Source organism: Marinomonas algae (assembly GCF_047525555.1).
GTDB lineage: Bacteria > Pseudomonadota > Gammaproteobacteria > Pseudomonadales > Marinomonadaceae > Marinomonas.
Map to the genome: position 1 here is coordinate 149,073 of NZ_JBLIXK010000005.1, position 22,192 is coordinate 171,264.

19 protein-coding genes are annotated in these 22,192 nt (G+C 44.0%); 12 read left to right on the forward strand and 7 right to left on the reverse strand.

Going from position 1 to position 22,192, the window contains the following annotated elements:
• Positions 1–8: 8 nt before the first annotated feature.
• From ACMUMQ_RS09545 to ACMUMQ_RS09560, 4 genes are all read right to left on the reverse strand, one after another.
• Positions 9–746 (reverse strand): alpha/beta fold hydrolase, encoded by a 738-nt coding sequence (locus ACMUMQ_RS09545; protein ID WP_414681757.1) that lies wholly within the window; start codon positions 744–746, stop codon positions 9–11.
• 2 nt (positions 747–748) lie between these two features.
• Positions 749–1,723 (reverse strand): isopenicillin N synthase family dioxygenase, encoded by a 975-nt coding sequence (locus tag ACMUMQ_RS09550; RefSeq protein ID WP_414681758.1) that lies wholly within the window; start codon positions 1,721–1,723, stop codon positions 749–751.
• A 114-nt stretch (positions 1,724–1,837) separates the two neighbouring features.
• Positions 1,838–2,749, reverse strand: coding sequence for a LysR family transcriptional regulator (locus tag ACMUMQ_RS09555; protein ID WP_414681759.1), 912 nt, complete (start codon positions 2,747–2,749; stop codon positions 1,838–1,840).
• A 172-nt stretch (positions 2,750–2,921) separates the two neighbouring features.
• On the reverse strand, positions 2,922–3,953 hold the full coding sequence (locus ACMUMQ_RS09560) for a Fe(3+) ABC transporter substrate-binding protein (RefSeq protein ID WP_414681760.1): 1,032 nt from the start codon (positions 3,951–3,953) through the stop codon (positions 2,922–2,924).
• A gap of 250 nt (positions 3,954–4,203) precedes the next feature.
• Between ACMUMQ_RS09560 and ACMUMQ_RS09565 the strand changes: the two genes are divergently transcribed.
• The 3 genes from ACMUMQ_RS09565 (at position 4,204) to ACMUMQ_RS09575 (ending at position 8,288) form a co-directional block, all read left to right on the forward strand.
• Complete coding sequence (locus tag ACMUMQ_RS09565; RefSeq protein WP_414681761.1) at positions 4,204–6,420, forward strand: TonB-dependent receptor; 2,217 nt, start codon at positions 4,204–4,206, stop codon at positions 6,418–6,420.
• Positions 6,421–6,505: 85 nt separating this feature from the next.
• Positions 6,506–7,189, forward strand: coding sequence for a Fe2+-dependent dioxygenase (locus tag ACMUMQ_RS09570; RefSeq protein ID WP_414681762.1), 684 nt, complete (start codon positions 6,506–6,508; stop codon positions 7,187–7,189).
• Between the two features lie 4 nt (positions 7,190–7,193).
• Complete coding sequence (locus ACMUMQ_RS09575; protein WP_414681763.1) at positions 7,194–8,288, forward strand: alpha-hydroxy acid oxidase; 1,095 nt, start codon at positions 7,194–7,196, stop codon at positions 8,286–8,288.
• Positions 8,289–8,313: 25 nt separating this feature from the next.
• On the opposite strand, the gene ACMUMQ_RS09580 is transcribed toward ACMUMQ_RS09575, so the two are convergent.
• Positions 8,314–9,123, reverse strand: coding sequence for an amino acid ABC transporter permease (locus tag ACMUMQ_RS09580; protein WP_414681764.1), 810 nt, complete (start codon positions 9,121–9,123; stop codon positions 8,314–8,316).
• 119 nt (positions 9,124–9,242) lie between these two features.
• Positions 9,243–10,031, reverse strand: a complete 789-nt coding sequence (locus tag ACMUMQ_RS09585; protein WP_414681765.1) for a transporter substrate-binding domain-containing protein — start codon at positions 10,029–10,031, stop codon at positions 9,243–9,245.
• Positions 10,032–10,254: 223 nt separating this feature from the next.
• On the opposite strand from ACMUMQ_RS09585, the gene ACMUMQ_RS09590 reads away from it, so the two are divergent.
• From ACMUMQ_RS09590 to greA, 6 genes are all read left to right on the forward strand, one after another.
• Positions 10,255–11,100: a hypothetical protein gene (locus ACMUMQ_RS09590; RefSeq protein ID WP_414681766.1), complete on the forward strand. Its 846-nt coding sequence runs from the start codon at positions 10,255–10,257 to the stop codon at positions 11,098–11,100.
• On the forward strand, positions 11,101–11,571 hold the full coding sequence (locus ACMUMQ_RS09595; protein WP_414681767.1) for a GNAT family N-acetyltransferase: 471 nt from the start codon (positions 11,101–11,103) through the stop codon (positions 11,569–11,571).
• 35 nt (positions 11,572–11,606) lie between these two features.
• Entirely contained in the window at positions 11,607–12,164 is a 558-nt protein-coding gene (locus ACMUMQ_RS09600) for a DJ-1 family glyoxalase III (protein WP_414681768.1), read from the forward strand.
• A 249-nt stretch (positions 12,165–12,413) separates the two neighbouring features.
• Complete coding sequence (gene carA, locus ACMUMQ_RS09605; protein ID WP_414681769.1) at positions 12,414–13,550, forward strand: glutamine-hydrolyzing carbamoyl-phosphate synthase small subunit; 1,137 nt, start codon at positions 12,414–12,416, stop codon at positions 13,548–13,550.
• 20 nt (positions 13,551–13,570) lie between these two features.
• A complete protein-coding gene (gene carB, locus ACMUMQ_RS09610; RefSeq protein WP_414681770.1) occupies positions 13,571–16,786 on the forward strand; it encodes a carbamoyl-phosphate synthase large subunit in 3,216 nt (1,071 codons plus the stop codon).
• Positions 16,786–17,262 (forward strand): transcription elongation factor GreA, encoded by a 477-nt coding sequence (greA, locus tag ACMUMQ_RS09615; RefSeq protein WP_414681771.1) that lies wholly within the window; start codon positions 16,786–16,788, stop codon positions 17,260–17,262. The genes carB and greA overlap by 1 nt, the downstream gene beginning before the upstream one ends.
• Before the next feature lie 136 nt (positions 17,263–17,398).
• Here greA and dld read toward each other — a convergent pair whose 3' ends face one another.
• Entirely contained in the window at positions 17,399–19,141 is a 1,743-nt protein-coding gene (gene dld / locus ACMUMQ_RS09620; RefSeq protein WP_414681772.1) for a D-lactate dehydrogenase, read from the reverse strand.
• A gap of 193 nt (positions 19,142–19,334) precedes the next feature.
• Between dld and lplA the strand changes: the two genes are divergently transcribed.
• From lplA to ACMUMQ_RS09635, 3 genes are all read left to right on the forward strand, one after another.
• A complete protein-coding gene (lplA, locus tag ACMUMQ_RS09625) occupies positions 19,335–20,348 on the forward strand; it encodes a lipoate--protein ligase (RefSeq protein ID WP_414681773.1) in 1,014 nt (337 codons plus the stop codon).
• 86 nt (positions 20,349–20,434) lie between these two features.
• Positions 20,435–21,628: a DUF3500 domain-containing protein gene (locus tag ACMUMQ_RS09630; protein ID WP_414681774.1), complete on the forward strand. Its 1,194-nt coding sequence runs from the start codon at positions 20,435–20,437 to the stop codon at positions 21,626–21,628.
• Positions 21,625–22,191, forward strand: coding sequence for a hypothetical protein (locus tag ACMUMQ_RS09635; protein ID WP_414681775.1), 567 nt, complete (start codon positions 21,625–21,627; stop codon positions 22,189–22,191). The genes ACMUMQ_RS09630 and ACMUMQ_RS09635 overlap by 4 nt, the downstream gene beginning before the upstream one ends.
• The last annotated feature ends 1 nt before the right edge of the window (position 22,192 follow it).

Consider the following 22,192-nt stretch of genomic DNA (forward strand, 5'->3'; position numbering starts at 1 on the left):
AAGGCGACTTATTGGTTTGAGACGAATTCCATAATCACATCAGCAAGCTGCTCAGGAATGACTATCTGAGGGAAATGGCCACAATCAAGAGTGGCTGCTGCTGTTGGCGTCACGAGTCTTATCATTTCCTGTTGGACGGCTAATACAAGTGAGCGGTCACGTTCTGCCACTATATAATACTTTGGAATACGGCCGGCTCTTTCTTCTGTCCAGTGAACGCTAATAATTCGAGATGCGTTTGGTTGAACGACCATGTTTTCTTTTGCCACTTGAATGGCTTCTTCAGAAGCGTCATGCAGGAAAATTTCTCTAATGCCTTCTTCTTTTACCTTGGTGCCGTACTGTGTGTTTTGAAGGTAAGGTGAGATGCCTTGCGTATTGATTCCTTTCTGGGCAACTGTTTGGCAAAGTTCAGAGAAGCTCATGCCGCTGGGTAGCATCATGCCTGCAACATAAATGATACCCGCTATTTTGCTTGGTATTTCCTCTGCGACGGCTGTGGCAATAAGGCCACCGCCGGAGTGCGCAATGAGCCAGACTGGGCCTTTTATCTTGGCAAGGGCGTTTAATACGTGCGACTTGTATTCTTCAATACCTGCTTGAGACTGAAGAGAGGCTTCGTAACTTTCACTGTCAGGCAGATTAATCACATGGTAGTGAGTGTTAGAGGAACGGATGTAGGGAAGTAAAGGTTCCCAAGCCCAGCCGCTCGCCCACGCGCCATGAATAAAAACGAGGTTAGTCATGATCAGTTATTCCCGTAGGTTCTTTGGTACATTTCAATCATGTGTTGTTCAACCGTGGTTGGTGCATATTTCGGCTGCTCGTTTTCGTCCAAGCATGTAGGAATGCACTTTACTTCATGATCTAAATAGCCACTAAAGAAGAACGGAATTGAGTAGCGTTCGTTGCCGCTTTTATTGATGACTCTGTGTAAGGTTGAGCAATATTGGTCGTTTGTCCAACGGGCGATCATATCGCCAATATTGACGACGAAGCTGCCTTTGATTGGAGGCGCATCAATCCAATTTTCCGTTTTATGCGACCAGACTTGCAGCCCGCCATTATCATCTTGTAAAAGCAGTGTTAACCCGCCGAAATCGGTATGAGCGCCACAGCCTTTTTCATTCTCTTGTGCATTTACCGGTTGCGGTGGGTAATGAAGTAGCCTCAGCGTAACAAGTGGGCCTTTGCAAAAATCATCGAAGTAGTTGTTTGGCAAGTTGAGCGACAATGCCATAAGTGACATGAGTGCTTCGCATAGAGAGGTCATCGCATGTAAGTAGTTTGTTGCGATAGGCTTTAGTTGAGGTAAGTCTTCTGGCCACTGGTTTTTGCCAAAGTTGAATTTCTTTGCTTTTACTAGAGGGTGATCGTTTTCATGGTCAAAGCCGATATAAAAGCCCTCTTTTAGATCTGGCGGTGTGCCAGCTTCCAATGTTTGGTTTTTAAGAGGTTCGTATCCTCTGTTTGCTTTAGACAGTTGTTTATTTACTTTGAGCTTACTTTCTAAAGGAAGATTGAACAGTTTTGTACTTTCATTAAATAGTTGGCTTTGCAGTGTTTCATCAATGCCGTGGCCTGTGATGTAAAAGAAGCCGAACTCTCTGCAAGCTTGACCTATTTTCAGTGCTAATTCTTGTTTTTGTGTCTGCGTTGCTTCTTGGTAACCAGATAAATCAATGACAGGTAATGTTTCGGTTTTTGTGTTTTGAGTATTCATATCTCACCAATTATCTGAATGTTTGACGAAGGAAGTGTCATGCTATCAGTCGTTCAGTGAGTGGTGATAACGCTTATTTTCGATGAGGGTGTTGCTGAAAACGCATCACCTAGATTAAGACGTCTGGTCGAGCTCGTGAATAAGCTCTCTGACAAAATGATCCGCTGCCACTGGCAAGGTTCGGTTTGCTCGAACATACACACCAAGATCAGAGCTCATTTTGTTCGGGCGAGTAACGGGAATGTGGAATAAACTTTGATCTTCTAAGTCTTCTTCTATTCCTATGATGGTTTGAAACGCGATACCCATTCCACTCATAGCGAGCTTTCGAGACAACTCTACAGAGTTGGTTTCAATCACCTGATGAGATGGACCGATTAGGTTAATAAAGCTGCTTAAATGTCTGTGAGTTGAAAGGCCTTTTTTGCTTAAAATCAATGGATAGTCACTGCATTCTTCAAGGCTAATTTCTGGTTTGTTTGCAAGAGGGTGATCCTTTGCTACCACAGCGCCAAGAGCATAGTTTTTTACCCATAATTGGTTGAGGTCTCGTAGGTGTGAAATATCAAAGGCGAGACCAATGTCCACATCGCCATTGATTAGAAGCTCTGGCATTTTTGAGGAACCAATAACATGAACGCCAACGGATATATTGGGAAATTGCTCTCTGAAATTTTTGATTAGGCGAGGAATAAGTTCAATGGAAGGGCCTTCCACAGTAGCTATTTCAATGTGACCTTTCTGGATGCCTTTTATAGCGTCTATTTCTGAATAAAGGCGCTCGGCGTCTTTTAATACTAGTTGTGCGTGTCTTGCAAAGCTTTCGCCCGCTGACGTCAGCTTTAAGCCACTTGGTGACCTCTCGAATAAGGGAATATCAAGCTCTTCTTCTAGCTTTTGTATTTGCCGACTGACAGCGGACGTCGCCATATGAAGCGAGCGAGAGGCTTCTCGGATGGAGCCGAGTCGTCGAACGCTATCAAAGCAGTAAATGGCAGTGGAATGAATACGCTTTCTTGAGGTCAATGACTGATCCGCTCGTTAGTCTTGATTGAAGTAAGTAGGCTCTCGCTAAGCATTACGATAGCTTTTGCATACAGATCAAGCAACTAGAGGCGGAAAGGATTTAATAAATCGCTCCATAATGAACATAGAATTCAGTATCCACAATGAAGCGATTCGGTGTCGCATACTAGACTTATTTCCAGCCTGCTTTATCCATCAGCTCAACGGCAAGCCTATTATTCTCACCTAAGGCGCTTAATGAAATGGTATCTGCTTTAAATTCACCGAAAGGCTGTAGGCTTTTTGGTGGCGCAATTCCTTCTACAACAGGGTACTCATTGTTGATATCCGCATACCATTGTTGGCTTTCGTGATCGGTTAAGAACTCGACTAATCTTCTAACATTACGTTTATTTTTAGCTGAAGCTGTCATGCCTATTCCGCTGACGTTTACATGAGCTCCTCGTTCACCTTCTTGTTGGTTAGGCCAGAATAGTTTTACTTGTTCGTAAACTTTTCTATCCGCAGCATCATCACTTTGTCCCAAGCGGCCGTAATAGTAGGTGTTTGCTAATGTGATGTTACAAACGCCTGCACTTACTGCGTTTAGTAAGTCTGTATCGCCGCCAAACGGTGGACGAGAGAAGTTCTTAACAAAGCCTTGAAGCCAGCTAAGAGTGGCTTCTTCTCCGTTTGCTTCAATCATAGATGCAACTAAAGATTGGTTATAAATGTTGGAGGAAGAGCGTACGCATATTTGACCTTTCCATTTAGTGTCGGCTAAGTCTTCATAAGTTGATAGGTCAGCTTGATTAACCTTTTTAGGATTGTAGAAAATTACTCGAGCACGTTGAGATAAACCATACCAATAATGCTCACGATCATGTAAATGATCTGGCACGACTTCATCTAGAGTATTTGTCTCAAATGGTTGGAGTACGCCTGCCTCTTTTGCTCTATATAGACGACCTGCATCTACAGTGATGAAGACATCAGCAGGGCTTGCCTCTCCTTCAAGTTTGAGACGACTTAATAAAGTATCCGCATCTCCAGTTACTAGATTGACTGTAACTCGGTATTTCTTTGCATAAGCATCTAGGGCTGGTGCGATGAGTGCTTCTTGACGTGCAGAGTAAATATTTAAAGATCCGCTGGCCACAGCTGCTGAGCTTACTAGCATTGAGGCGCTTAACCAGAGTAAAGAGGTTCGAGAAATTGTGTTCATAATTGTAGTCACCTTGGGTATCTAAATCGCTTCAGTTAATGGCAATAAAAAGCTTCAAATTATTATTCAATAGACTCACTTAAATATTTGCTGCGCCTCTTCTTGTGGTGGCTTTGGGTGCAAATGTTTAGGTATCTCCTATATGAATCCATCTTTATATATTTTATTTACAATATGTTGACTATACAAACACTTTTACTAATAATAATGCTTATCATTTGCGTGTTTGTTTTTATTTTGGAGATATAGGGTGAAACAATTGAGTACCTTTGCGAGAGTAAAAGAATCAGGGAGCATGATTCCTAACGTTAACTTAACTGCGATTGCATTTGCTGTTTCTGCAGCATTAGTTGGTCCAGCTTATGCTGCAGACGCAGATCTTGACACTTTGTTAGTTGAGGAATCAGAGCTAGCGAGTGATGCTAACCCTTATTCTGAACCGGGTGCTGACTATAAAGCGAAGAAAATGTCGGATTCGAAATATACTCGCGATATTGCTGAAACTCCGAAGACAATTACTGTTTTAACAAAAGACTCAATTGAAGAGTCTGGTAAAACAGACCTTGAAAGTATTTTAAGTGCGCAGCCAGGTATTACATTAGGAACTGGTGAAGGCGGGAACTCATTTGGTGATCGTTACATTATCCGAGGCTATGAGGCCCGTAGTGATGTTTATACTGATGGTTTACGTGAGCCGGGGTTGATTTCTCGTGAAACTTTCGCCCTTGAGCAAGTTGAGATTTCTAAAGGGCCAAGTTCAACATTTGGCGGTCGTGGTACCACTGGTGGTGCCGTAAACTCTGTGACTAAAAAGGCTTCTTATGATGAAGACTTTGCCACTGTTGGTGCGACGATTGGAACAGAGAATAAACAGCGCTTTACTCTAGATGCCAACAAAGTTTTAAGCGATGAATTGGCAGTACGCTTTAATGCTTTATCTTCTCAAGCGGATACGGATCGAGTTGACGAAGCTGTAGATCAAGAAGGTTTCTTAATCTCAGGAATATATGAACCCACTCCTGATGTCACGATCAGTGCTGATTATTATTACTTCCGCGCTAATGATAAAAAAGATCCTGGTCACGCCTACGATAGTGATACAGATACTTTCTACAAATATGACTATGTTGGGCAAGACGGACTGGATTTCCAAGATAGTGAAGCGGATATCGCTACGGTTAAAGTGGAAGCTTATTTAACCGATGATTTGCGAATTGAAAACAAAACACGCTTTGGCGAAACGAAAAATGATTACATTGTCAGCATTTATAGTGCCACAAGAGACAATAACATAAGGAACTTTACTGGCTGGCAAGAAAATGAATATGTAGGTAACCAGACCAACTTTATTTTTGACGCCGAATGGTTCGGAAAAAAACACTCTATTGTCACCGGTGTAGAGTACGCCAATGAAAAAACTGCCATTGGTAGTTATACAGTAGACACAACGAATACTTTTTCAATCGACCCTTATAATGCTGAGAATGACCTTTGGGAAGGTACTGTTACCCGCAGTGATAGCACAAAACATGTTGATTTAAATACATTATCTGCTTACTTCATGGATACAGTAACCCTTTCTCAAGATTGGGAAGTGCATGGTGGTATTCGATATGATTACTTTGAATATGATGCCGATTATTTCGCTCGTAATGCTACTGAAGCCACGGAAGTTGATTTTGAAGATGGATTCTTTAATGGCCATTTAGGTGTGGTTTTCTCTCCATGGGAGCACGGTAATATTTATGCAACTTGGTCTACTTCTTCAAACATAAATGGCGGAGAAGCTGATGCTGTATCAAGCTGTGGTTATGGTGGTATTTGTGTCGATTCTGATGGTAATTATGCTAATGCGGAACCTGAACAATCCACTAACTTAGAGTTAGGTACCAAATGGAATATCATGGATCACAAGTTATTGTTAACAGGTGCTCTTTTCCAAGTAACCAAAGATGATGTGATTGAGGGTGGTAGCGACTCTTATGCTACAGGTGGCTCGCTAAATACTGGTAAAAACCAAGTCTACGGCGTTGAATTTGGCTTGTCTGGTAACTTGACTGACAAAGTAAGCATTCAAGCTGGCGTGGCAATCATGAAGTCTGAAGTTTTAGAGTCTTACGACCCAGATAACATTGGTTTGCCTAAAGCAAACTTTGCAGAAAGAAGTGCAAACATTCAAGCTAAATACCAATTCACTCCTGCTTTTGCATTTGGTGCAGTGGCTACTTACTCTAGCGGTATGATTGGTGGTCAGCCTGATGCAGGAACAGACAGTGATAATAAAACGCCGTCTTACACTGTGTATGACTTGTTTGCTACTTACCAAGTAAACAAAAACTTTGATTTGCAAGCAAACGTACAAAACATCGCAGATAAAGAATACTACACAGCGCTTTACCGTTCCGGTGGTATTGTTTATCTAGGTGCGGGACGTTCTGCTAGTGTTACGGCAAAATATAAGTTCTAATTTAATCTTGTAAATATTAGTTCTTGTATCAAACGCAATCAGATCCCCTTCTGGTTGCGTTTGTTTTTGTTTGATGAGGAGTTATATGCTGATCACCATTGCCAATGTTTTATCCGAGCATGAGCTACAACAATACCGCCAGCATTTATCGAATATCGAATGGCAGAGTGGCGAACAAAGTGCTGGAAAACAAGCTTCTAAGGTGAAGCAAAATAATCAGTTAGACCCTGAAAGCAAGCTAGCCCAGCAATTGGGTGATCATATCTTGCAAGCCTTGTCTGTTACCTCTAAGTTTTTTTCCGCCGCATTGCCTCGAAAAATTTACCCTCCCATGTTTAATTGTTATCAGCAAGGTGGCCATTATGGTTGGCACGTTGATAATGCTGTACGTGTGATACCTGGCACACCAGTGCGTTTACGTACGGATCTGTCTGCGACGTTATTTCTTAACGATCCAGAAGACTATGAAGGCGGCGAGTTATGCATTCAAGACGCCTATGGAGAGCACCAAGTTAAGCTAAAAGCAGGTGATATGGTGCTTTATCCATCGACTAGTCTGCATCAGGTAACGCCTGTTACCTCAGGAAAACGCTTGGCGAGCTTCTTTTGGATTGAAAGCATGGTGCGGGATCACGAAACACGAGAAATTTTGTTTGATCTTGATCAGACAGTTCAGAAACTAGGGGCTGAGAACGGCTTGGATCACCCTGAAGTTATGACCCTTAGTGCGTTATATCACAGATTAATTAGGTTAAATGTAGATACTTAATATTATGACAACCTCCTCAAAATTTAGTAAAGCGCTCAATCTATTGGACTATCAACACCTAGCAAAAGAAGTGCTTCCTCATGCTATCTACGAATATGTTTATGGCGGTGGAGCAGATGAGTTGACCTTAAATAGAAATCGATCAGCTTTTGATGAAGTTTGTTTATGGCCTAGGGTATTAAACAATTTAACTGAAGGTACCACAGCGACGACCATTTTAGGGCAGTCTTGGCGCACTCCAATCATGCTAGCGCCAGTTGCCTTTCAGAAGATGGCTCATGCAGATGGCGAAGTCGGCACAGCAAGAGCCGCAAGCGCTTTAGACATAGGTATGACGGTCAGTACCTTGAGCAGCCAAAGCATGGAAGAAGTGAGTGAGCAATTAAGTACACCTAAATGGTTTCAGTTATATTGGCAATTAGATAGAGGTTTTAATCTTGCTTTGATTCGCCGCGCGCAAGAAGCTGGTTATCAGGCAATCGTTGTGACAGTCGATTCCGCAATTCATGGCATTCGTAATCGTGCTCAAAGAGCGAACTTTGAATTACCCGAAAATGTCAAAGCAGTGAATTTAGAAGATCGCCCGCCCTTACCAAGCAAAGCTTTTACTCCAGACCAGAGTATCGTTTTTCAAGGAATGATGAGTGAGGCTCCTACATGGGACGATATTGAGTGGCTGATTCAAGAAACGTCTCTCCCCGTTATTATCAAAGGAATACTACATCCTTCAGATGCTCTAAAAGCCAAGAGTATTGGTGCTCAAGGTATTGTTGTGTCTAATCACGGAGGAAGGACACTGGACTCAGTACCGAGTGCCCTAGATGTACTGCCAAATATACGTAAGCTTGTTGGTGACGATTACACTGTATTAATGGATGGTGGCATCCAACGAGGCACAGATGTATTTAAGGCTTTAGCCCTAGGGGCGAATGCAGTGATGCTTGGGCGCCCTCAGTTTTATGCGTTAGCTGTTGGTGGCGCTCAAGGTGTTGCGCATATGCTGCGTATCTTGCGTGAGGAGCTTGAAGTCACAATGGCATTAGCTGGAACGCCACGAATTGAAGATATTAATCATGATTGTTTATTCGCTGCTCTCTGATATAGATAGAAAATAGATCATCCAATCAATGATGGTCGTTACGTCTCAAGTGGCTTTCAAATGCTCTAATCAATAAAGACAAGCTCAATGTCAGTACCAAGTACATAAAGGCGACGACGTTGTAGGTTTCGAAGAATTGAAAGGTTGAGGAGCTAAAGACTTTCCCGAGTTGAGTGATGTCTTGAACGCCTAATACGGAGACGAGAGCCGAGTCTTTGATCATGGCCACGAGGTCGTTGCCGAGCGGCGGTAATATTTTACGCATGGCTTGTGGCAATGTGATCAGTCGAAATCGATGCCAATTGGAAAGTCCTAATGCTTTCGCTGCTTCTATCTGCCCTTTACTGACTTCTTGAATCCCTGCTCGGAAAACTTCTGCAATAAAGGCGCTGTAGCTAATCGCAAGAGCAATGATAGCTCGCCAAAGTAGAGTGAAGTCACGAGTGCGGGCTTTTTCAATCCAACCAGCTTCAATTGGGATTTGCAGCGCCCAATTGTAGAGGTTGACCATTTCCGGTGCGCCAACAAAAGCGATGTAGAACAAGAGAACGAGTACTGGTACGCCTCGAAATATTTCCACGTAGAAGCGGGCGCATTCTCGAATAATTCGATGACGAGAAAAGCCAGCTAACGCCACAACTAAGCCAATCGAACTGGCAATAATAAAAGCCGTAAAGGTAACACCTATGGTTGTGAGCAACCCTTGGCTTAAAGCGCCTGCGATGCGTTGGTAGCTTTGGTCGGTTGCCATGTTCCACAGCAAGACTAAACCGATGATAATGGCAGTGACTAACCACCAAGGCGTGCGTTCTAGAGTTCGTTTCAAGGGCATCATTAGGTAATGGCAAAACCATTTACAGGTGGTTGAATAAAGAAAAAAACCGACCTTCTGATTATTCTGAGAAGATCGGTTACGAGCAGACTCTTTAAAAAGAATCCTTGTCTGTAAGCTGACTATTGGTTGTAGTCGAAGAACCACTTTTTGTTCAGTGCGTCTAATGTGCCATCGTCTTTCATGCTCTTAATCGCTGCGTTAACCGGAGCGACAAGGTCAGAGCCAGGCGTAAAGATAAAACCAAAATCTTCGGAACCTAGAGGGCCTCCGATGATTTTGAATGCGCCTGGATTTGCCCCAATGTAACCACGAGCAGAAGCCGCATCCATGAGTACGCTGTCTACGTCACCAGATTTCAGGGCTTGAACAGATGCGCCAAAGGTTTCTAGCAAGGTGATGCGAGGGTTGTCTTCGTTACCATCTAATACATCGTAAACCGCAACATAAAAGTTGGTTGTGCCAGCTTGTGCGCCAAAATGAAAGTCATCGTTTGCAGCAAAAGATTCTGCATCCGTGAAGCGGTCTTCATCAGCACGAACCAGCATAAATTGTTGTGATGTCATGTAAGCATCAGAAAAATCAATTTGCTGTGCGCGCTCTTCGTTGATCGTGATGCCATCCATACCAACGTCGTATTGGCCTTGCTTTACGGCTTGGATCATGGTGTCCCAGCTGCTTAAGTGCCATTCGATTTTGGCATTAAGACGCTTGCCGATTTCATTCATGGCATCGTATTCCCAACCAATACCTTTGCCAGTCGCCGGATCAACAAAGTTCAAAGGTGTGTAGGCGTTTTCAGTGACCGCTAAAATAGTGCGACCTTTTAGGTCTGGCAAATTGTCGGCAAAGCTAAAGCTGCTAATAGACACGGCCGCAATAATAGCTAAGCGGGATAGCATAGAGATCATAGTGTGTACCTTATTCGAAGATGAGCTGTTTTTCGGAGATTTATCAATGACGCGATTATACACAGGAGATGAATGCCAGACCATTGAATCTTGCGGTGAGCAAGTGGCATCTTGTGTTCTATCAGCGTATATTTGTGCGATTATTGCAATCAATATTTGACGGCTTTTAACCAGCCTTATTCGATCTATTTTCAGCAATCTTAAACAGAGATATTAAAAGTATATGTTCCGTGAACTCACCCCAAAGGAAGCTTTTCAAACTCATTGCTTAGCGCAAATGGGCGTGACGTCTTGGTTGTCCGCACCGGAAGGGGTTGCTGGGACCGTCTTTTCGCCAGCGCAACCTTGGGCGGTGACAGGCGTCGATTCTGCGGTTGAATTGCCTTCCGATAGTGTGTTTTCGTCAGCAGATCATTCAGCAGACATTGGAGGTTTCGGGGCTGCTATCCCTGAACCTATTGTTAAAGTCTTGCCTGAAGAGAAAGAAAAGTCGGTTAATTATCTGCGTGAACAATTAAATGCAGGGCCTGAGATTATCGTAGAGGATTTGCAGCCAATTGAAGAGTTGGCTGTAGATATTGCGGTTGAAGCTCAGCCAGAAACAAAGCATCAAATGATGCATTTAGATATTCACGCTTATGCTTTATCGAATAAGTTACTGATTCTGAGTGATGTACCACACGTTTTTTCTCAAGCAGAAGATATTGAGCGTCTTGCGCTAAAGATGGGGCAAGCCTTATTAAAAGAGTCTATTGAAGAATGGCAAAGCAGTGCGTTTTCGTGGCCAGGTGCTTTAAAAAACCCACATTTCTTAGGGCGTTCAGACTGGTTGTTTGGTGCGGTAGAAAGTTATGTTGGCCGATTGGCGAGCAGTTTTCCCGATGCGCCCATGTTGGTGTTGGCTGGCAATCAAATCACCCAACTCATTGATGACTTACCTGAAAGCAGTATTCTGAAACAATATCCTACTGCTCGCATTGTCAGTCTGCCTGAGCTTTACCGAATTCCAGAATTGCGCAAAGACGCATGGCAAGCGATGCAAGTTAGCTTTTTTAGAGACAAGCGTTAAATGATAGTGTCTTGTGTTCGTCCTGCCTGCGCTGATTCCGACCTTCCTGAAATCGCTCGCCTTGATGCTTTATCAAATCCGCATCCTTGGGGCGAGTCTTTGGTTCTAGATGCCTTGAAAACACGAAAAAACTGGCTGGTGGAGACGGCAGATAAAGAATCGGAAACCGATGAGAATCAAACGCTTGGATGGTTGACCGCATCTCAATGGGGAGATCAGTCAGAATTAGAGTTAGTGGTTGTGAGCAAAGCGGCACGCCGCCAAGGTTTGGCCAAAAAACTGATGAATGAATGGTTGGACTTCGCCAAACAGGAAGGTGTGACGGAATGTCTGCTGGAGGTTCGAGAGTCAAATGTAGGCGCTATCTCTTTATATGAATCGCTGGGTTTTGAGCTGGTTGGGCGGCGAAAGAATTATTACCAAACAGAGCAAGGTCGTGAATCGGCTTGCTTGTTTACTTTAAAAATATGAAACGAATTGAATAATAGAAAAGGCTGAGTTTTAGCATGAGTATGAGCAAAGTGTTGGTGCCTGTTGCCAATGGCAATGAAGATATTGAAACCATTACTATTATTGATGTATTGCGTCGTGGTGGTGTGGAAGTGACTGTGGCGAGTGTGCATGACGCTAAACAAGTGACGATGGCGCATGGCTGTAAGCTAGAAGCGGATGTTTTGTTGGCTGAAGTTGCCGATGAAATGTATGACGCCATCGTTTTACCTGGTGGTATGCCAGGTGCAGAGCATTTGCGCGACAGTGAACTGTTAACAAACATGTTGGAAAAACATGATATAGAAGATGCTCTGTTGGCAGCGGTATGTGCATCGCCGTCGGTTGTGTTTGGCACCCACGGTTATGTGGTGGATAAACAGGCAACTTGTTACCCAGGTTTTGAAGACGGCTTAACGGGCGCGGAATACATTTCCGACCTTCCTGTTGTGATGGATGAGAACATTCTGACCGGAAAAGGGCCCGCTGTTGCAATGGTCTTTGCATTGACTGTTTTGGGTAATTTGAAAGGATATGAAACCGCACAAAAAGTGGCGGATGATTTACTCTGCTAGGGATTACTAATTCCTGACTAAAGAGTCAATTAAAAAGCTGTAAAAACGGGCGTTTTTGGCGATTTACTTGGGATTCAAGGTGGACGCTCGCGGCGTATGGTAGTAAAATTGCTCAGATTTTTTGATCGCGAGATTTATCGGAAAGACTAAGATAAAGCGGCGTCAAAAACGCAATTATTTAAAAGCGAGATGAATCTAGGTTCGTCTCGCTTTTTTGCAACCTGAATAGGCTCTAAACGGGAGGTTCCTTTGGCAACAACAGCGATTCTAGCTCTGGAAGACGGCACAGTATTTAAAGGCGTGTCGATCGGAGCTGATGGCTCATCAACTGCTGAGGTAGTATTCAATACCTCAATGACTGGTTATCAAGAAATTCTTACCGATCCTTCCTATGCTCGACAAATGGTCACCTTGACCTATCCCCACATCGGGAATACTGGCGTTAACTCTGAAGATGAAGAATCCAGCAATGTATGGTGCGAAGGTTTGATTATTCGTGATCTTCCTTTGATCTCTAGCAGCTGGCGTTCTGAAGAATCTCTTGATGCTTACCTAAAACGTAAAGGTGTTGTGGGTATTGCCGACATCGATACACGAAAGCTAACTCGAATTTTGCGTGAAAAAGGTGCTCAAGCGGGTTGTATCATCGCAGGTGATGACGCTTTAGACAAAACAGCAGAAGCGATCGCTGCAGCACAAGCTTTCCCAGGTCTGAAAGGTATGGACTTAGCGAAAGAAGTGACTGTCGAGAAAGCGTACGAGTGGAAAGAATCTACTTGGGATCTTGTGAAAGGTCACACCACGCCAGATTCTTCTGAGTTCCATGTGGTTGCTTACGACTTCGGTGTGAAGCGCAATATTCTTCGTATGTTGGTTGAGCGCGGTTGCCGTTTGACGGTTGTGCCAGCGCAAACGCCAGCCAGTGAAGTGTTAGCAATGAATCCAGATGGCGTTTTCCTATCTAATGGCCCTGGTGATCCAGAGCCTTGTGATTACGCGATTCAAGCCATCAAAGAAATTCTGGAAACTGAAATCCCAGTATTTGGTATTTGTCTTGGTCATCAGCTGTTGGCTTTGGCATCCGGTGCGAAAACTAAGAAGATGAAATTCGGTCATCACGGTGCCAACCACCCGGTTCAAGCGATTGAAAAAGGCACAGTGATGATCACCAGCCAAAACCATGGTTTTGCTGTAGATGAAGATTCTTTGCCAGCGAACCTTGTGATGACTCACAAATCTTTGTTTGATTCATCTCTGCAAGGTATTGCTCGTACAGATAAAAGCGCATTCAGCTTCCAAGGTCACCCAGAAGCAAGCCCAGGGCCGCATGATGTTGCGCCTTTGTTCGACCAGTTCATTGAAAACATCACAGCCTCAAAAGCCTAAAGGGAGCGGAACGAAAGACTATGCCAAAACGTACTGATATAAAAAGCGTTTTAATTATAGGTGCTGGACCGATCATCATCGGCCAGGCCTGTGAGTTTGATTACTCTGGAGCGCAAGCGTGTAAAGCGCTACGAGAAGAAGGCCTGCGTGTCATTCTTGTCAACTCTAACCCAGCAACAATCATGACAGATCCTGCGATGGCCGATGCGACTTACATCGAACCAATCGAGTGGAAAACAGTCGAGAAGATCATTGAAAAAGAACGTCCAGATGCGGTACTACCTACTATGGGTGGTCAAACAGCGTTGAACTGTGCTTTGGATCTAGAGCGTCATGGTGTACTAGCTAAATACAATGTTGAAATGATTGGTGCGACGGCAGATGCCATCGACAAAGCGGAAGACCGTAATCGTTTCGACCAAGCAATGAAAGCGATTGGCCTTGAATGTCCTCGCGCTGGTATTGCGCACAACATGGAAGAGGCGTTAGGTGTACAACGTGAAGTTGGCTTCCCATGTATTATTCGTCCTTCTTTCACTATGGGCGGCACCGGCGGCGGTATCGCTTACAACATGGAAGAGTTTGAAGAAATTTGTACTCGCGGTTTGGATTTATCACCAACCAACGAATTGCTAATCGATGAATCTCTAATCGGTTGGAAAGAGTACGAGATGGAAGTTGTCCGTGACAAAAAAGACAACTGCATCATCGTTTGTGCCATCGAAAACTTCGATGCCATGGGTGTTCACACAGGTGACTCGATCACAGTGGCGCCAGCACAAACGCTAACAGACAAAGAATATCAAATCATGCGTAACGCTTCTTTGGCGGTATTGCGTGAAATCGGTGTTGAGACAGGTGGCTCAAACGTACAGTTTGGTATGGACCCGAAAACAGGTCGTCTTGTGGTTATCGAGATGAACCCTCGTGTGTCTCGTTCTTCTGCTTTGGCATCGAAAGCGACGGGTTTCCCAATTGCGAAAATCGCAGCGAAATTGGCGATTGGTTACACACTAGACGAATTGCAAAACGACATCACAGGTGGTCAAACGCCAGCGAGTTTCGAGCCAGCAATCGACTATGTTGTAACTAAGATTCCTCGCTTCACTTTCGAAAAATTCCCAACAGCGAATGACCGCCTAACGACTCAGATGAAGTCGGTTGGTGAAGTCATGGCGATTGGTCGTACTTTCCAAGAGTCTTTGCAAAAAGCATTGCGCGGTTTGGAAGTTGGTTCTGACGGCTTCAACCCACAGTTAAACTTTGCCGAAGAAAACAGCAAAGAGAAACTAGCGTATGAATTGCAATCTCCAGGTGCGGATCGTATTTGGTACATTGGTGATGCATTCCGCTCAGGCATGACCATAGACGAAGTTTATGCGGCAACCGGTGTAGATCACTGGTTCTTGGTACAAATCGAAGATTTGATCAAAGAAGAAATCGCGCTTGCTGATAAAGGCTTGATTGACATGACTTACGACGTTATCCGTCGTTTGAAACGTAAAGGCTTTTCAGACTCTCGTCTTGCAAACTTGTTGAACGTGACTGAAAAATCCATGCGTGAGCGTCGTTACTTGATGGATGTTCACCCTGTTTACAAGCGTGTTGATACTTGTGCAGCGGAATTTGCAACAAATACAGCTTACATGTATTCCACTTATGAAGATGAGTGTGAAGCGGCACCAACAGATCGCGAGAAAGTGATTATTCTAGGTGGTGGTCCAAACCGTATCGGTCAAGGTATCGAGTTTGATTACTGCTGTGTACACGCGGCATTAGGTTTACGTGAAGACGGTTACGAAACCATCATGGTGAACTGTAACCCAGAAACGGTTTCTACGGATTACGATACATCTGACCGTTTGTACTTCGAACCAGTAACGTTAGAAGACGTTTTGGAAATCGTACGCAAAGAAAAACCAAAAGGCGTGATCGTTCAGTTTGGTGGTCAAACACCACTGAAAATTGCTCGTGCTTTGCAAAACGAAGGTGTGCCTATCATAGGTACAACGCCTGAGTCGATTGACCGCGCTGAAGACCGTGAGCGTTTCCAAAGCATGATTCAACGCTTAGGTTACAAGCAGCCTCATAACGCGACAGTGCGTAGTGTTGAGCAAGCGGCGGCAAAAGCAGCAGACATCGGTTATCCGCTAGTTGTTCGTCCATCTTATGTATTAGGTGGCCGTGCGATGGAAATCGTTTATAACGAAAAAGAATTGATGCGTTATATGACAAGTGCTGTAAAAGTGTCTAACGACAGCCCTGTCTTGCTTGATCACTTCTTGAATGCCGCGATTGAGATCGATATCGATTGTATCTCTGACGGTCATCAAGTGGTTATCGGCGGTATCATGCAGCACATCGAACAAGCGGGTGTTCACTCTGGTGACTCAGCTTGTTCTTTGCCTCCATACTCTTTGTCTAGCGAAGTTCAAGACAAGATTCGCGACATGATTAAGAATATGGCGCTAGAGCTTGGTGTTATCGGTTTAATGAATACTCAGCTTGCGGTACAAGATGGTGAAATTTATGTGATCGAGGTTAACCCTCGTGCATCGCGTACTGTTCCATTCGTATCTAAGTGCATCGGTCGCTCTTTGGCTCAGTTAGCTGCCTTGGTTATGTCTGGCAAAACTTTGGCAGAGCTTGGTTTCACGGATGAGATTATCCCTTCTTACTACAGCGTGAAAGAAGCGGTTTTCCCATTCAACAAGTTCCAAGGTGTCGATCCGATTCTTGGGCCTGAAATGAAGTCAACTGGTGAAGTCATGGGCGTTGGCGATACTTTTGCTGAAGCCTTTGGTAAAGCGGTTCTTGGTGGCGGTACTGTGTTGCCAACATCGGGTTGTGCTTTCATCAGTGTTCGCGATATGGACAAAGAAGGTGCGGTTGCTGTTGCTCGCCGTTTGGCTGATTTAGGTTTTGACCTAGTTGGTACGGAAGGCACAGCGAAATACTTGACCGAAAATGGTGTTGAGGTTCGTAAAGTTAATAAAGTGAACGAAGGTCGTCCACACATTGTTGATATGATGAAAAACGGTGAAATTGATTACATCATTAACACCACATCAGGAACTCAAGCTATTACGGATTCTTCTGTGATTCGCCGTACAGCATTACAGCGCAAGGTTTGTTACACTACAACATTGGCTGGCGCTGAAGCGACTAGTTTGGCAATAGGCCTAACTGGCGAAACTAAAGTCAGAAGACTACAAGATTTGCACTTGGGGAAATAATGAAAAAGGTACCAATGACAGTAGAAGGTGAAGCTCGTCTTAGAGACGAGTTGAACCACCTTAAAACTGTAGTTCGTCCTCGCGTAATTGCAGACATTGCAACGGCTCGTGAACATGGCGATTTAAAAGAAAACGCAGAATATCATGCCGCTCGTGAAGAGCAGGGTTTTGCTGAAGGTCGCATTAAAGAGATCGAAGGCAAACTTGCAGACTCACAGGTGATTGATGTTGCATCTATGCCTGCATCAAGCAAAGTGATCTTTGGTACAACTGTGACACTTTACAATGTGGATACGGAAGATACGGTTACTTATAAGATTGTGGGTGATGATGAAGCGGATGTGAAAGAGAAGAAAATCTCTTACGCATCGCCAATCGCGAAAGCCATTATTGGGAAAGAAGAAGGTGACGAAGTTGCTGTTAAAATCCCAAGCGGTGAAGCCACTTACGAAATCGAAAAAGTGGAATATATCTAATTGATATAAAAGTAAACTTAAAAGCCGCTTAGTGAAATCACTAAGCGGCTTTTTTATGCCTATTGAAAAGGTACGAAACAAAAAAAGAGCGCCCATTGTTGCGCTCTTTTTATCGTTTGGCTAAGCGAGAAATGACTTAGTCTTGTTGGCTTCCGCAGCAACCACAGCTGTCTTCACCAGCGGCTTCGGCCCAGTGCTTCAACTTGGAGGTTTTACCTATGCCAGGGTTAAAGCTGTTTGTTGGGTCGATTTTCTTGTAGAAGGTTTTCAGCGTGTCTTTTGCTGCATACTCATGGCCCACGTTGTGTTCTGCCGGGTATTCTGCGCCTCTTTTGTCAAAGCTTGCTAGGATTTGATCTTTCAAGGCTTTGCTATCCACACCTTTTTTAACGATGTAGTTTTGGTGCATAACATGGCAGAACAAATGGCCGTAATAGTATTTGCGCGCGATTTGGTTTTCGATTTCAGGCGGTAATGTTTCAAACCATTCCTTCTCGTTACGAGGGAAAGCCACGTCTATGGTCATCATGCTGCCTAAGTCTGAACTGTTCAGTCCGTGATAACGACCGATCGCACCGGCTGCTACAAAACGGTGTAAGATGGCTTTTTCACCTTCTTCTGGCGTACATTCAAAGAAGCTGCCGTCTTTGTCTTTGAAAAACTCAGTTAAATATTCACGAGCTTCATCAACGCCGCCATTGCTGGTTTCAATAATCCAGTGATGCTCATACTTGTCACGGTATTCTTCCATGCGCTTAGGCAAATGATTTGGCCACAAATAGCTTAGCCCTTGCATGATTCGATCAGACAATTTGCTTGGTAAAAACGAGAATTTACCAGCAATACGATCCACAGTGCGTTTCAGGCCGAACAGTTTTGGGATGTATTTTGAGCCTAGCTTATCAATGACGATGAAAGTGTCTTTGCCGTATTTTTTAGAGTCGTCATAACACTGGCGATGTAGGTATTCACCTGATACTGGCAGATTTTCGAAGTTGCCTAACATGTGACGACGAATATGGTAGAAGTCTTCTGTGTCATTTGTACCAACATAGAAAACCTGTTGTTTTTCTGGAATGGCAAAAGTGTCCATACGAACCGCGAAGACGGCTAATTTACCCGCACAACCTGCGGATTCGTGTAAGCGACGACCGTCATTGTTGAAACGAGAAGGAGTATCCGCGTCTACGTCACGAATACGTTCATGGTATTCGTTGTCAGAAGCACGCTTTTCAGTAAATTCGATGTCTTTTGCTTGGTATCTTTGGTGTTGTAAGTTGGTAAGAATTTCTTCAGGAGAATCGCCAAGGTGAATTCCCAAGTTGTTCACCAAGGATAAACTGCCATCGGCTTCTACTTGAGCAAAAATAGAAAGCTCTGTGTACGCTGGGCCACGTTGAACCAGTGCGCCGCCAGAGTTATTACAAATACCACCGACGATAGAAGCTCCGATACAAGAAGAGCCGATCACTGAGTGAGGTTCACGTCCATAAGGCGCTAAGGTTTCTTCTAAACCAAATAAGGTACTACCAGCCAGCGCGACGATTTGTTTGCCTTCATCGATTAGTTGAATCTGGTCGATGCGCATGGTGTTGATGATTACGATCGGGCGATCGTAGTCTTTACCGTCAGGCGTTGAACCACCTGTTAAGCCAGTATTGGCTGCCTGCATGATGACGATAACATCTGCAGCATTACAAGCTTTTAGTGCTTCCCAAACTTCTAACAGTGTTGATGGACGCACAACGGCAATTGCTTCACCAGAACCAAATCGGAACCCTTTGCAGTAAGGCTGCATCTTGTCTGGGCTGGTTAGGGTGTACTGTTGACCAACGATGTTTTTTAGATTTCTTATCAGCGTTTGCGTTACATCAGACATTGGAATTCCTGTTGAGTGTTTGAGAAGGATTATAGGAAATATCGATTAGTAGATTTTAACTTAATAGAGGGGCGAGTTGTAATAAATGATATAGATCAAAAGAGGATAAAAACCATGTGTTTAGGAATCTGAAACTTAGTTTTCGCTGTTATGCTATATTTGGTGTCTATTTCATCACTTGTAAGGATACTCAATGGCAAGCCGTATTTTGTTGTCTGACTCTAATGACCCTCATTTTAATTTGGCTGTGGAAGATTGTATTTTTCGGTCTATGCCAGCGGATCAACGAGTGCTTTTTTTGTGGCGAAATGCTGACACAGTTGTGATTGGTCGAGCACAGAATCCATGGAAAGAGTGCAACCTAAAGAAGATGGAAGACGATTCTATCAGCCTTGCTCGTCGTCAAAGTGGTGGCGGCGCAGTGTTCCATGATCTAGGTAACACCAATTTTACCTTTATGGCTGGCAAGCCTGAATACGATAAAGAAGTGTCTACTCGCATTGTTTTAGATGGTCTCAAAAAGCTGGGCATTGAGGGCTACGCCAACGGTCGTAATGATTTGGTGGTTGGAGATGGTGAGGATATGCGAAAATTCTCTGGCTCCGCTTACAAAGAAGCCAAAGATCGAGGCTTTCACCATGGCACCTTATTACTGCATTCGGATTTAAGTCGCCTTGCGAATTACCTCAATCCAGATCCTAAAAAACTCCAATCAAAAGGCATTACTTCGGTTCGTTCACGGGTGACCAATTTAGACAGTTTGCGAGCCGATATTGATCACGATATGGTTTGTGACACCATCATCCAAGCTTTCTGTGAGTATTTCGGTGAGACGCCTGACATTGAGCATATCTCGCCTGATGCGTTACCTGATTTACCCGGTTTTGTAGAAAAGTTTGAGCAACAAAAAAGCTGGGATTGGAATTTTGGAAAATCACCAGAGTTTACTCATCAATTGGATGAACGTTTTCAGTGGGGCGGGGTAGAACTTCACCTTAATCTGCAAAAGGCCATTATTAGCGCAGCGCAAACTTATACGGATAGTTTATTTCCAGATCCAATAGAAGAATTAGCGAAACGCTTGATCGGCGTTGCTTATCTTCCTGATGCTATTGCCAAATGTGTAGATGAGCTCATCGAAGATTATCCAAGCAATTCAGCCAATTTAGAAGAGTTTAAGGCTTGGTTTGTGGAGACGATTGCTTAAATTATTGCATATTGTGCGATAGTCGAAGTTCTGGTGATTTGTTACTGTGACGCTAATTTCTATTTACTTCCCTAAGAGGGTATATCATGAAAAGCAATGCTTATTCAGCCATTGGAAAGGTGTTTCCCATTCTGCTTTTAAGCGGAGTCATTCTTCAAGGTTGTGCCAATGGTGCAAGTGATCATGGCCATAATGGGCCTCCGGGACCTCCAAGACCGCCTTCTGCAGAAGATGAAGCCATTCAAGCTCGTTTAGGCGATACAAGTTCCTCTATGGGCAGCATTGCGATTCCTGATGCCGTTGAGGCCTGCGGTGACGACCATAGCTTTACTCGTTTAGTGTGTTTGATTGATATCCTCAAAGCCGACGTGTCAGATGACATATTGGCGAATTTGCAGCTGGATTATTCTGTGGCCGAAGCCAAAAACTGGAGTAACTTACCCGCTGGTGCGTTTCCTGCACGCCCTGGCGTATTTTTGGGTGAGCTGAGTGTTGAACAGCGCGGTGTGGTGAAGGCGATTCTCATGGAAGCCACAGGCGAAGAAGACAACGAAGGCTTTGATGAAATTGTACAAACCCTTAATGCGGACGATTATATAGGAACCGTTAGCACAGATTATAAAGCGGGTTACTCTTCTTATAATGGCAAAATTGCTTTCTTAGGTGAGCCTTCCGATCAGGGAACTTGGGAGCTGTATTACGGTGGTCACCATTTTGCTTTCTCTAACACCTATGTTGACGGTAAATTAGCGGGAGCAACACCTTCTTTTAGAGGCGTTGAACCATTTCCTTCGTTTGAAATGAATGGTCGAACCAATATTCCTATGTTGCAAGAAAGAGATGCTTTTGCTGCTTTGCTACATTCTCTTAGTGATGAACAACTAGACGAAGCGCGCTTAGAAGGGACGTATCGAGATATTTTGGCAGGCCCACAGGCAGACGATGATATTCCTGAAGAGCAGGAAGGATTAAGCGTGACTAAGCTGACAGGTGAGCAAAAAGCTTTGTTACTGGCGGCGGTAAAAACCTACGTGGGAGATATCTCAGAAGCGGAAGCTCAACACTACATGGATAAGTATACTGCCGAGTTGGATCGCACAGTGTTAGGTTTTTCTGGCACAACCGATGTGAACAGTGAAGACGATTATGTGCGTATTCATGGCCCTTCGTTATGGCTTGAATTCTCGTTGCAATCCAATAAGTCTACGCCAGACAAAGGCAATCACCCTCACTCCGTATGGCGTGATATTACGGATGATTACGGCGGTCAAACAGAATGATCTTAACTTTTTTCTGGCGAGTGGTTGGACTCACATTGATGGCTTTTGCTGTCAATATGAGTTCCGCTTACGCACATTCTTTACCGGGCAGTGTTTTGACTTTTTCGCAGCAAGGTGCGTTGTTAAATCTGACAGTGACGTTTCCGCTGGAGGATTTAGCCATAGCTGAAGAGTATTTTCATGGGCTAGAAGAAAAGCCAGTCGAAGCGCTTTTGTCAGAGCAGGATAAAGCGTATTTATTCGTCTATTTTCAGCAGCACCTTGAGGTTGAAAAGAACGCAAAGACGCTCCCTTATCGTCTAACAAATGCAGAGCTAAAAAGCGCCTATCATCATGATCTTGGAAATTATATGTTGGTTGTTTCTCGCCTGACATTTTCTCTTGATTCAGACGAGAAGGCGTTGCCACTGACGCTTGATTACGATGCTGTCATGCATGAAATTCGCAGTCATAGAGCGACGGTTTATTGGCAGTCGGCAGATGGAGAACGTCAGAAATTGTCGAGCTTTCGTTATAAGAGAGTAGAAGGTAAATTACAAACTTACCTTCTACATGACTCATAGG

What these genes read in the sequence shown, in the direction of transcription:
- ACMUMQ_RS09545 (WP_414681757.1), bottom strand. Translation starts at nt 746, where the DNA reads ATGACTAACCTCGTTTTTATTCATGGCGCGTGGGCGAGCGGCTGGGCT.
- ACMUMQ_RS09550 (WP_414681758.1), bottom strand. Translation starts at nt 1,723, where the DNA reads ATGAATACTCAAAACACAAAAACCGAAACATTACCTGTCATTGATTTA.
- ACMUMQ_RS09560 (WP_414681760.1), bottom strand. Translation starts at nt 3,953, where the DNA reads ATGAACACAATTTCTCGAACCTCTTTACTCTGGTTAAGCGCCTCAATG.
- ACMUMQ_RS09570 (WP_414681762.1), top strand. Translation starts at nt 6,506, where the DNA reads ATGCTGATCACCATTGCCAATGTTTTATCCGAGCATGAGCTACAACAA.
- ACMUMQ_RS09575 (WP_414681763.1), top strand. Translation starts at nt 7,194, where the DNA reads ATGACAACCTCCTCAAAATTTAGTAAAGCGCTCAATCTATTGGACTAT.
- ACMUMQ_RS09580 (WP_414681764.1), bottom strand. Translation starts at nt 9,123, where the DNA reads ATGATGCCCTTGAAACGAACTCTAGAACGCACGCCTTGGTGGTTAGTC.
- ACMUMQ_RS09585 (WP_414681765.1), bottom strand. Translation starts at nt 10,031, where the DNA reads ATGATCTCTATGCTATCCCGCTTAGCTATTATTGCGGCCGTGTCTATT.
- ACMUMQ_RS09590 (WP_414681766.1), top strand. Translation starts at nt 10,255, where the DNA reads ATGTTCCGTGAACTCACCCCAAAGGAAGCTTTTCAAACTCATTGCTTA.
- ACMUMQ_RS09595 (WP_414681767.1), top strand. Translation starts at nt 11,101, where the DNA reads ATGATAGTGTCTTGTGTTCGTCCTGCCTGCGCTGATTCCGACCTTCCT.
- ACMUMQ_RS09600 (WP_414681768.1), top strand. Translation starts at nt 11,607, where the DNA reads ATGAGTATGAGCAAAGTGTTGGTGCCTGTTGCCAATGGCAATGAAGAT.
- carB (WP_414681770.1), top strand. Translation starts at nt 13,571, where the DNA reads ATGCCAAAACGTACTGATATAAAAAGCGTTTTAATTATAGGTGCTGGA.
- greA (WP_414681771.1), top strand. Translation starts at nt 16,786, where the DNA reads ATGAAAAAGGTACCAATGACAGTAGAAGGTGAAGCTCGTCTTAGAGAC.
- dld (WP_414681772.1), bottom strand. Translation starts at nt 19,141, where the DNA reads ATGTCTGATGTAACGCAAACGCTGATAAGAAATCTAAAAAACATCGTT.
- lplA (WP_414681773.1), top strand. Translation starts at nt 19,335, where the DNA reads ATGGCAAGCCGTATTTTGTTGTCTGACTCTAATGACCCTCATTTTAAT.
- ACMUMQ_RS09630 (WP_414681774.1), top strand. Translation starts at nt 20,435, where the DNA reads ATGAAAAGCAATGCTTATTCAGCCATTGGAAAGGTGTTTCCCATTCTG.
- ACMUMQ_RS09635 (WP_414681775.1), top strand. Translation starts at nt 21,625, where the DNA reads ATGATCTTAACTTTTTTCTGGCGAGTGGTTGGACTCACATTGATGGCT.